The organism is Trebonia sp. (genome assembly GCF_049794275.1).
Taxonomy (GTDB): Bacteria; Actinomycetota; Actinomycetes; order Streptosporangiales; family Streptosporangiaceae; genus Trebonia.
The window spans coordinates 1-8,847 of record NZ_JBARCR010000060.1 but is presented as its reverse complement, the minus strand read 5'-3'; the positions used below and the strand labels follow the sequence as shown (position 1 = coordinate 8,847).

Here is an 8,847-nt window from a genome sequence, read left to right as displayed (position 1 = left end):
GCTCGCTGAGCTGCCGCCGCCGGTGACCGGCAACGCGTACGCGCTGACCGGGCTGCCGCGGGTGCCGGGGACGCTCGAGGAGGCGCTGGCGCTGTGGGAGTCGTCGGCGCTGGCGGCCGAGGCGTTCGGCGCGGATGTGGTCCGCCATTACGCGACGATGGCGCGGGTAGAGCTAGAGGCGTACCGCTCGGCGGTGACTGACTGGGAGCTGCGCCGTTACTTCGAGCGGATCTAGCGGATCTGGCCGAGCTAGGGGTGGCAGGTGGACGGAAGGCTTGAGGGACGCACGGCTGTCGTGACGGGCGCCGGCAGCGGCATCGGGCTGGCGACGGTGCGGCGGCTGGCCGACGAGGGCGCGAACGTCGTGGCGGTGGACGTCGACGTGGCGGCGGGCGACAAGGCCGCGGACGAGGCGGGCGGTGTGTTCGTCCAGGCCGACGTGACCATCGCAGAGGATGTGGCGCGGGCTTTCACCGTCGCCATGGAGACCTACGGGTCCGTCGACATCGCCTTCAACAACGCGGGCATCTCGCCGCCCGAGGACGACTCGATCCTGTCTACCGGCCTCGAGGCGTGGCGGCGGGTGCAGGAGGTCAACCTCACCTCGGTCTACCTGTGCTGCCGCGAGGCCATCCCGCACATGCAGCGGCAAGGCAAGGGGTCGATCATCAACACGGCGTCGTTCGTCGCCGTCCTGGGCTCGGCCACCTCGCAGATCTCGTACACCGCGTCCAAGGGCGGGGTACTCGCCCTATCGCGCGAGCTCGGCGTGCAGTTCGCCCGCGAGGGGATCCGGGTCAACGCGCTGTGCCCGGGACCGGTCAACACGCCGCTGCTCACCGAGCTGTTCGCCGCCGACCCCGAGCGGGCCGCCAGGCGCCTCGTCCACGTGCCGATGGGCCGGTTCGCCGAGGCGTCGGAGATAGCGGCGGCGGTGGCGTTCCTCGCCAGCGACGACGCCTCGTTCATCACCGCGTCCACGTTCCTCGTCGACGGCGGCATCTCCGGCGCCTACGTCACCCCGCTGTAGGCCTATCGTTCAGCCAACCTTCAGGGTCTGTCCGCCATCAACGGGCAAGGCCACGCCGGTGATGAAACTGGCGTTGTCAGAAACCAGGAATACTGCGGCGCGTGCGATATCCCAGGCGCTTCCCATCCGGCCGCCCAGCGGTATCTGTGCATCCCGGTTCGCTATGACTTCCTCCCGGCTGAGGCCATCGCGCCCGACCCGGGGCTCGATCGCCATCGGCGTGTTGATCAGGCCCGGCAGTATGCAGTTAGCACGGATTCCCCAGCGGGCATTAGCGAGGGCGACGTTCTGCATGAGCGCTATGACACCCGCCTTGGCGGCCTTGTACCCGATGTAGGGGTAGTCCGTTATCGCCGCTATGGATGAGATGTAGGTGATCACCCCGCTGCGCTGGGCTCGCATCACCGGCACGGCATGCTTGGTAGGCAGCAGCGCGGATTTCAGGTTCACCCGCAGGACGTTATCGAAGGCATCGCTCGCTACATCCACGACCGGCGCGTCACCGGCGGCCAGACTGGCGCCGACGTTGTTGTGCAGGATGTCGATACGCCCGAATAGATCGACGCAGCGGGCAATTGTTTCCGACACGGACTGTTCGTCGGTCGCGTCCGCCTGCATGGCCACTGCCTGGCCTCCCGCGTCGACGATCTGCCCGGAAGTCTCCTCGGCGGCCGCGAGATCGCGGTCGACCGCGACGACGGTCGCCCCTTCCCGGCCGAACAGGAGCGACGTAGCCCGCCCGTTCCCGATCGTCGCTCCGGGGGTCTGTCCTGCTCCCATGACGAGGGCTATGCGATTTTCGAGCAGCACGGGGTCCAGTTCTCCTTCCGAGGATCAGGCCAGGGACTACGCGGATCAAACTACAGCGTCCCCGCGTGCGGCTCAGCGCCGGCGGCGGGCGTATGTCACCCCGCTGTCAGCGCGGCGAGGTGGTCATCAAGGACCGCCAGCGCCCATTCGCCCGAGGTGTGCCGGGGAGTGATAAGGAGCTGCAGGCGCAGCCCGTCGAGCAGCACCCGAAGCCGCGCCGCCTCCTGCTCGGCGTCGAGGTGCGCCGGCAACTCGCCTGCCTTCACCAGATGGGCGATTCGCGCGGCGAGCGGCTCCTGGAGTCGCTGCGCGGCACCCTCGGCCGCGTCGCCCAGAGCGGGCACGACCGCCGCCTGCGCCTGGAAGGCCAGGTAGACCAGGGACATCTCGCGCCGGTCGGCGTCCAGCGGGAGCAGTTCCGTGGCGGCGATCCGCAGGTCGTTCATCGTCATGCCCCCGGCCGTCCGCCGCCGGATCCGCTCATCGACGCGTTCTCCCGCCCGCCACAGGGCCGAGGCGACCAGCTCGTCCTTGTTCGGGAAGTAGTACCTGATGGATCCGATCGACCAGCCCGATTCGTCGGCGACATCGGCCAGCGTGGTTCCGGCGAGCCCGTTGCTCGCGATCGCGCGGCAGGCCGCGTCGGCGAGCTCGCGGCGGCGGGCGGGGTGATCTACCTCTTTTGGCACGCTCTCAATTTAGCATTGCGGTACTAGCATGACTGTATTAGCATCAACGTGTTATAAAGATCACGGTCACCAACCCGCAGGAGCCAGCAATGTCGCTCGACCGCACTCCGCCAGCCCGCAAACCCACCACCGCCCCCCGCCGTCGGCCCCGCTTCAGCGTCCCGCGCGGGCTGCTCGCCGGAACCCTCGTCGCCGCCGCCCTGGTGTGGGGGCCCTACGTGCTCATCCCCAGGTCCAGCCTGCTGTCCGCCCAGATTCAGACCGGCATCTACCTGGGCCTGCTGCTGCTCACCATCTGCAGCCGCCGCGCCAAGGTGCTGGCCGTCAGGATCCTGCAGCGGTACACCCTCAACCCGCTGTTCCGGCTGCTGCTCACGATCGGCGTCAACCCGTTCGGGCTGGCGATCCTGGAAACCCGCGGGCGCCTGTCCGGCAAGACCCGCCGGGTCCCGGTCGGCAACGGCCGCAAGGGCGACTCGTTCTGGATCATTGCCGAGCACGGCTCCCGCGCCGGATGGGTGCGCAACATCCAGTACGACCCCCGCGTCCGGGTCCGGCTGCGCATCGGACTGCGCTACCGCTGGGTGCCCGGCATCGCCACCATCCGCCCTGACGAGGACGCGCTCGCCCGGCAGCGGAAGGTCATCGCCTGGCACCCGCTGCGCGCGCTGAACGCGGTCAACGTCCGTGTCCTTGGCGCCGACCTGCTCGCCGTGCACGTCAAGCTGCACCTGGACGGCGCACCGGCGGGAGAGACCGCCCCGCCCGCCGGAACGACGGCCGCGCAGCCGGGAACGCCGGCCCTGGCATACACGCGGAACTAGCCCGGACAGCCGCACGCCGATTCCTTTCCCCAGCCCCGGCGGTCTGCATTGTCGAAGGCCTCGCGGATCTGACGGTGCCGCGCGGCGCGACTTCGCGAAAGGAGAACCGTGATGCCGAGTAAGCAGTCAGCGGCGGTCCGGCGGCGCTGGGAGGCGTCCAGGCTGGCCATGGTGCAGCCAGGCTTCGACGCGCCCGACGACGAGTCGTGGGGGGACCTCACGGCCGAACCACGAGAGGTCGACTACCTGGAATCCGAAGCCGGCGGACTGCCCGCCATGTGGGCGGTGCCGAAGCGCGCGAGCACGGACCGGGTGCTGATGTGCATCCACGGCGGAGGGTTCCAGGGCGGTTCGATCTACACCCATCGCAAGATGTTCGGCCACCTGGCGAAGGCGGCCGGCACGCGGGCGCTGCTCGTCAGCTACCGGCTGCTCCCCGAAGGCGTGTTCCCCGCGCCTGAGGATGACGTGACGAATGCCTACCGGTGGCTGCTCGATCAGGGGATCAGCGCCGACCGCATCGCGTTCGCGGGTGATTCCGTCGGCGGCTGGCTCGCGGTCACCGTACAGTTGCGCGCTAGGGAACTGGGACTGCCACTGCCGGCGGCGGCGCTGCTGATGTCGCCGTGCGTGGACATGGAGACCACCGGCAGGTCGTACGAAACGAACCGGGACTCCGATCCATTCTTCAAGAGGGACGTCGTGCGCGGAATCATCCGCGGCTTCCTCGGCGAGGACACCGATGCTCGCGATCCGCGAGCCAACCCGCTCTACGCCGACCTCAGCGGCCTCGGCCCGCTCTACATCCAGGCGGGCGGAGACGAGACGCTCGCCGATGACGCCCGCCTGCTGTACGAACACGCCGCGAAGGCCGGAGTCGACGCGCGCCTGGACATCGTCCCTGACATGCTGCACACCTTCCAGATGGCAGCCGGGCGGGCACCCGAGGCCGACGACGCGATCCGCGAGCTGGCCGGGTGGGTACGGCCACGGCTAGGGCTGTGAGCCAGCGGCGACCGGAAGGAACCCGATGACAGAGCGCTCCGATGAGTTCGTGCGCGGCACCGAGCCGTTCCGGCGGGAACTGCTGGCGCACTGCTACCGGATGCTGGGGTCGGCGGACGAGGCCGAAGACGCCGTGCAGGAGACCTACCTGCGGGCCTGGCGGTCATACGGCGCGTTCGAGGGCCGGTCGTCGGTGCGCTCCTGGCTCTACCGCATCGCCACCAACGCCTGCCTGACCGCGCTCGAACAGCGCGGCCGGCGGGCGCTGCCCTCCGGGCTCGGCGGCCCGGCTGAGGATCCTGACGCTCCGCCAGGCCTGGCCGAACCGGGCATCGCGTGGCTGGAACCGGTCCCAGACGCTCTCGTGACCCCCGAGTCGGAAGACCCCGTCGTGATCGTCGCGGCACGCGAGTGGCTGCGGCTCGCGGTCATCGCCAGCCTGCAGTACCTGCCCGCCAGGCAGCGGGCCGTGCTCTTGCTCCGGGAGGTGCTCGGCTTCCCGGCGGCCGAGGTCGCGAGCATGCTCGGCACCTCCACCGCGGCCGTCAAGAGCACGCTGCAGCGAGCCCGCGCCCGGCTGGCCGAGGTCGCCCCGGTGCCAGAGCGGGTCATCGAGCCGACCGAGCCCCGCGCACGGGAACTGCTCAGCCAGTACATCGCCGGGTTCGAGAACGCCGACACCACGGCCCTGGAGAAGGCGCTGCGCGCCGACGCCGCGATCGAGATGGTAGGCACGCGCACGTGGTTCTCCGGGCGCGCGACCTGCCTGCGGTACCTCGCGCACGTGATCGGATCCCCCGGAGACTGGCGGATGGCACCCACCCTGGCCAACGGCCAGCCCGCCGCGGTCGCCAGCTACCGCGACAGTGCGTACGGGCTGGGCGTCCTCACCGTCACGGCGGCGGGCATCGCCCGCATCACCGTGTTCGGCGGCGGCCCTGACCTGGCGGCCAGCTTCGGCCTAGCCTGACCGGGTGAGAGTTCGCGCGCTGTCCGGCGTGGCCGGCCCGGTGGCGTTCACCGCCGCCTGGGTCGCCGCGTCCCTGCGCCAGACCGGGCATGGCGCGGTGAGTGTCCAGCTCAGCGGCCTCGCGGCGCCGGACGCCCGCGATCCGTGGATCATGATCAGCGGCTTCCTGGTGCTCGGCGGCTGCACGGTCTGGTTCGGCGAGGAGCTGGCCAGGGACGTTGGCGGCCCCGCGTCGCGTCTCATCCAGGGCGCCGGCGTGCTCACCATGGCCGCCGGCCTGCTCCGCCGCGACCATATGCAGCTCACCAGCGGCCCGGTCTCCTGGCACAACGAGGCGCACACCGTCGTCAGCCTGGTCCTCTACCTGGATCTGGTGCTCGCGCAGTTGCTCCTGGCCCGGCGCTTCGCGGCGATCCCCTGCTGGCGCCCCTGGCGCGTTTACCTGCTGGGCAGCGGAATCGCGACGGCCGTCGCCCTCGCCGTCTTCCTCCCGAATACCACGTCCCCGAGCGCCGGCATTCTGCAGCGGATCGCAGTCACCATCCCGCTGGCCGCGGTGACCGCGGTGGCGGCCAGGCTGAGCCGCCCAGACACCGCCAGCAAGGTGGTCGATGGGCCATCCACCGCCATAGAGGGTGGTCGATGGCCCAGCGACAGCGTTTCGCAACACGCTCGGAGGTCCGCTCACTGGTCCTGGATGCGGCGCTGAAGGTACCAGGAGAAGTAGCCGCGGTACTTGCGCTGGAGATCCGGGCGCTGCCAGTCGTGGCCGGTGATCACGCCGCGGCAGCCCGGGGCACCGCACTGGCAGGGCATCGAACCGTCGTAGTCATCGAACAGGGCATAGTCGGTGGTCAGTTCCTCGCCCGGCCGGATGTCGCGCATCGCGACAAGGACGATGTTGCCGGCGAAGCCGACGTTCGGGTCACAGGAGTGGTTGATGAAGAGCATCACCGGCTCGTACTCGTCGTCGGCGAGAGCGGCCAGGTGGAGGTCGTCGGTGATCTGTATCTCGGAGTTCCGCAGCCGGTCACTGAGCGAGCGGAGCCTGGCGGTGGACACGATGTGACCGCCTTTGACGGCGACGACCTCGTCTTGCTCGATCGCCTCGGTGGCCACCAGCCCGCGGCCGGCGATCGGGCTGTCGATGCCCTTGGCCGCCTTCGGGGTGATCCATGAAGATGGCGTCATAGACAGGGACGCTCCTCACCTAGCTGGTAGAAAACGCGGGCTGTGCCGCCGAGGACGGCGTCCCTGTCGGCCGGCGGCAGCTCGCCGAGGACTGACGATATCGCCGACCACACGCGCTGGTATCCGCCGGCCAGCTCGGCGACCGGCCAGTCGCTGCCGAACATCAGGCGGCCGGGGCCGAACAGCTCGATCGCGAACTCGACGTACGGGCGGATGTCAGCCGCGGTCCACTCGGCGCGCGGCGGGTACAGGCCCGACACCTTGGCGTACACCAGCGGGTTGGCCGCCGCCGCGCGCAGCAGCGTCCGCCACGGCTCCCAGTCGTCGCGGCCGAGCGGCGGGTGGGCCAGATGGTCGAGCACCATGCGCAGCGCCGGATACCGCTCCGACAGCACCGGGACGTGCGCCAGGTGCCTGGGCAGCACCGAGATCACGTCGAACGGCACGCCCCGCCGTTCCAGCAGCGCCAGCCCCTCACCGACCTCCGGGCGCAGCAGCCAGTCAGGGTCCGGCTGATCGTGGATCAGCGTGCGGACGCCGGCGAACTTCGGCCGCCCGGCCAGCAGGTCCAGGGCCGCCGCGGCCTCGCCTGGCCGGTCCAGCGGCACCCAGCCGACCACGCCCGCGATCTGCCGGTGTTCCCGCGCCACCTCGAACATCGCCTCGGTGTCCGCGCTGTCGTCGTCCGCCTGGACCAGCACGGCCCTGTCCACCCCGGCGGCGGCCGCCCGCGCGGCGAAGTCCGCGAAGCCGAACGTCCGCCTGATGGCCGAGTTCTCGGGTCTTTGCAGCCATTCGTACCGGTGCCGCGCCACGTCCCACAGGTGCAGATGCGCGTCTACGACCACCGCATCAGCCTCTCACGAGCGGGTCGCGCGGATATGCCATACTCGTGAAACATCGGATGTATGCGAGAGGGCAAGGTGCCGTGGCGGTAACCGACGAGGCGATCGAGAAGATCAAGGCCATGATCACATCTGGTGCGCTGCGCGCCGGAGACCGGCTCCCCAAGGAGGCGGACCTGGCCGCCGCCCTCGGGCTCTCCCGCAACTCGCTGCGCGAGGCGGTCCGCGCGCTGGCCCTGGTCAACATCCTCGACGTGCGCCGTGGCGACGGAACCTACGTGACGAGCCTGGAGCCGCACATCTTGCTCGAGGCGCTGAACTTCATCGTCGACTTCCACCGTGACGACACGGTGCTTGAGTTCCTCCAGGTCAGGCGCATCCTCGAGCCGGCCGCCACCGCCATGGCAGCGGAGCGGATCAGCCCAGAAGAAGTCAAGGGCCTGCAGGCGCTGCTGGACAGCCTGGGGTCCAACCCGGATCCGGAAGAACTGGTCGAGAAGGACATGGAGTTCCACCGCCGGATCGTGGTGTCCGCGGGGAACTCGGTGCTCGCGTCGCTGCTCGAGTCCATGTCCGGGCCGATGACGCGGGCCCGGGTGTGGCGCGGGATCACCCAGACCGGGACCCTGACACGGACGTTCGCCGAGCACCGGGCGATCCTCGACGCGCTCACCGCGCGCGACCCCGAGGCCGCGAGGGCCTGGGCGACGGTGCATATCGCCGGGGTCGAGCAGTGGCTGGCGTCGGTACCGTAAGGGCATGGCGTGGCGCGAGGACGCGGCGCGGTCGCTGACGGAAACCTTCGACGGCGCCTTCGACTCCCCCGGGGTGGTTGTCGGCGCCGCCTGCGTCGACGAGGCCGGAACGGGCATCGGAGTCAGTCCCGGTGACGCGCCCGCCGACGGGCGCTTCGAGATCGGCTCGGTCACCAAGACGATGACCGCGGCGCTGCTCGCGCTGCTGGCGGACGACGGCGCGCTCAGCCTCGACGACGAGGTCGGCCGGTGGCTGTCGGCCGGGCCCAACAGCGGGATCACGCTGCGGCAGCTCGCGACGCACACCTCCGGGCTGCCGCGGCTGGCGCCCAACATGGACTTGAGCACGGTCGACCCGGCCAATCCGTATGCCGGGTTCGGCTTCGGGCGCGCGGAGGAGGGCCTGCGCCAGGCGACCGCCGCCGCGGAAAGACCGTGGCTGTACTCCAACTTCGGCTACCACCTGCTCGGGCTCGTGCTCGAGCGGGCCAGCGGGCAGTCCTATCAGGCGCTGGTCACCAGGCGGCTGCTCGAGCCGCTGGCGATGACCTGCTCCGGCGTCGAAGACGCCGGAGCAGGAACGCGGCTTCCCGGTCATGCCGGCGGCGGCGAGGTGCCGCACTGGGATCATCCGCTCGGCGCGGGCGGCGTCGAGGCGACGGTCGCTGACCTGGGCAGGTACGCGCAGGCTTGCCTGCACCCGCCGGGCACGCCGCTCGGCGCCGCGA

Annotated in this window: 11 protein-coding genes and 1 pseudogene; 8 read left to right on the top strand and 4 right to left on the bottom strand. The window is 70.4% G+C overall.

Annotated elements, in window-relative coordinates; all coding sequences use genetic code 11:
* Both WA805_RS01600 and WA805_RS01595 read left to right on the top strand, forming a co-directional pair.
* Window positions 1-235, top strand: a pseudogene (locus WA805_RS01600) (glutamine synthetase); the annotation flags it as partial.
* A 27-nt stretch (window positions 236-262) separates the two neighbouring features.
* Window positions 263-1,030 carry a 3-oxoacyl-ACP reductase gene (locus tag WA805_RS01595; protein ID WP_422274486.1) on the top strand — a complete coding sequence of 256 codons (768 nt, stop codon included), beginning with the start codon at window positions 263-265 and terminating at the stop codon, window positions 1,028-1,030.
* Window positions 1,031-1,039: 9 nt separating this feature from the next.
* Here the strand turns inward: WA805_RS01595 and WA805_RS01590 are convergent, their stop codons facing one another.
* Complete coding sequence (locus WA805_RS01590) at window positions 1,040-1,840, bottom strand: SDR family NAD(P)-dependent oxidoreductase (RefSeq protein WP_422274484.1); 801 nt, start codon at window positions 1,838-1,840, stop codon at window positions 1,040-1,042.
* A gap of 95 nt (window positions 1,841-1,935) precedes the next feature.
* Window positions 1,936-2,529 (bottom strand): TetR/AcrR family transcriptional regulator, encoded by a 594-nt coding sequence (locus tag WA805_RS01585; protein WP_422274482.1) that lies wholly within the window; start codon window positions 2,527-2,529, stop codon window positions 1,936-1,938.
* 89 nt (window positions 2,530-2,618) lie between these two features.
* Here WA805_RS01585 and WA805_RS01580 point away from each other — a divergent pair, with 89 nt between their 5' ends.
* The 4 genes from WA805_RS01580 (at window position 2,619) to WA805_RS01565 (ending at window position 6,037) form a co-directional block, all read left to right on the top strand.
* Entirely contained in the window at window positions 2,619-3,353 is a 735-nt protein-coding gene (locus tag WA805_RS01580) for a nitroreductase/quinone reductase family protein (RefSeq protein ID WP_425241481.1), read from the top strand.
* Window positions 3,354-3,464: 111 nt separating this feature from the next.
* Entirely contained in the window at window positions 3,465-4,358 is an 894-nt protein-coding gene (locus WA805_RS01575; RefSeq protein ID WP_422274478.1) for an alpha/beta hydrolase, read from the top strand.
* 25 nt (window positions 4,359-4,383) lie between these two features.
* A complete protein-coding gene (locus tag WA805_RS01570; RefSeq protein ID WP_424558924.1) occupies window positions 4,384-5,328 on the top strand; it encodes an RNA polymerase subunit sigma-70 in 945 nt (314 codons plus the stop codon).
* Window positions 5,329-5,332: 4 nt separating this feature from the next.
* Window positions 5,333-6,037: a DUF998 domain-containing protein gene (locus WA805_RS01565; RefSeq protein ID WP_425241480.1), complete on the top strand. Its 705-nt coding sequence runs from the start codon at window positions 5,333-5,335 to the stop codon at window positions 6,035-6,037.
* Here WA805_RS01565 and WA805_RS01560 read toward each other — a convergent pair.
* Together WA805_RS01560 and WA805_RS01555 are read right to left on the bottom strand one after the other, a co-directional pair.
* Window positions 6,013-6,519 carry an SET domain-containing protein gene (locus tag WA805_RS01560; RefSeq protein WP_424563091.1) on the bottom strand — a complete coding sequence of 169 codons (507 nt, stop codon included), beginning with the start codon at window positions 6,517-6,519 and terminating at the stop codon, window positions 6,013-6,015. The two genes, WA805_RS01565 and WA805_RS01560, sit on opposite strands and share 25 nt — an antisense overlap.
* Window positions 6,516-7,367: an amidohydrolase family protein gene (locus WA805_RS01555; RefSeq protein WP_425241479.1), complete on the bottom strand. Its 852-nt coding sequence runs from the start codon at window positions 7,365-7,367 to the stop codon at window positions 6,516-6,518. Before WA805_RS01555 ends, WA805_RS01560 begins: the two co-directional genes overlap by 4 nt.
* An 80-nt stretch (window positions 7,368-7,447) precedes the next feature.
* Between WA805_RS01555 and WA805_RS01550 the strand changes: the two genes are divergently transcribed.
* Together WA805_RS01550 and WA805_RS01545 are read left to right on the top strand one after the other, a co-directional pair.
* A complete protein-coding gene (locus WA805_RS01550) occupies window positions 7,448-8,119 on the top strand; it encodes a FadR/GntR family transcriptional regulator (protein ID WP_422274468.1) in 672 nt (223 codons plus the stop codon).
* Between the two features lie 4 nt (window positions 8,120-8,123).
* A partial coding sequence (locus WA805_RS01545) for a serine hydrolase domain-containing protein (RefSeq protein ID WP_425241478.1) occupies window positions 8,124-8,847 on the top strand: 724 nt, incomplete at its 3' end.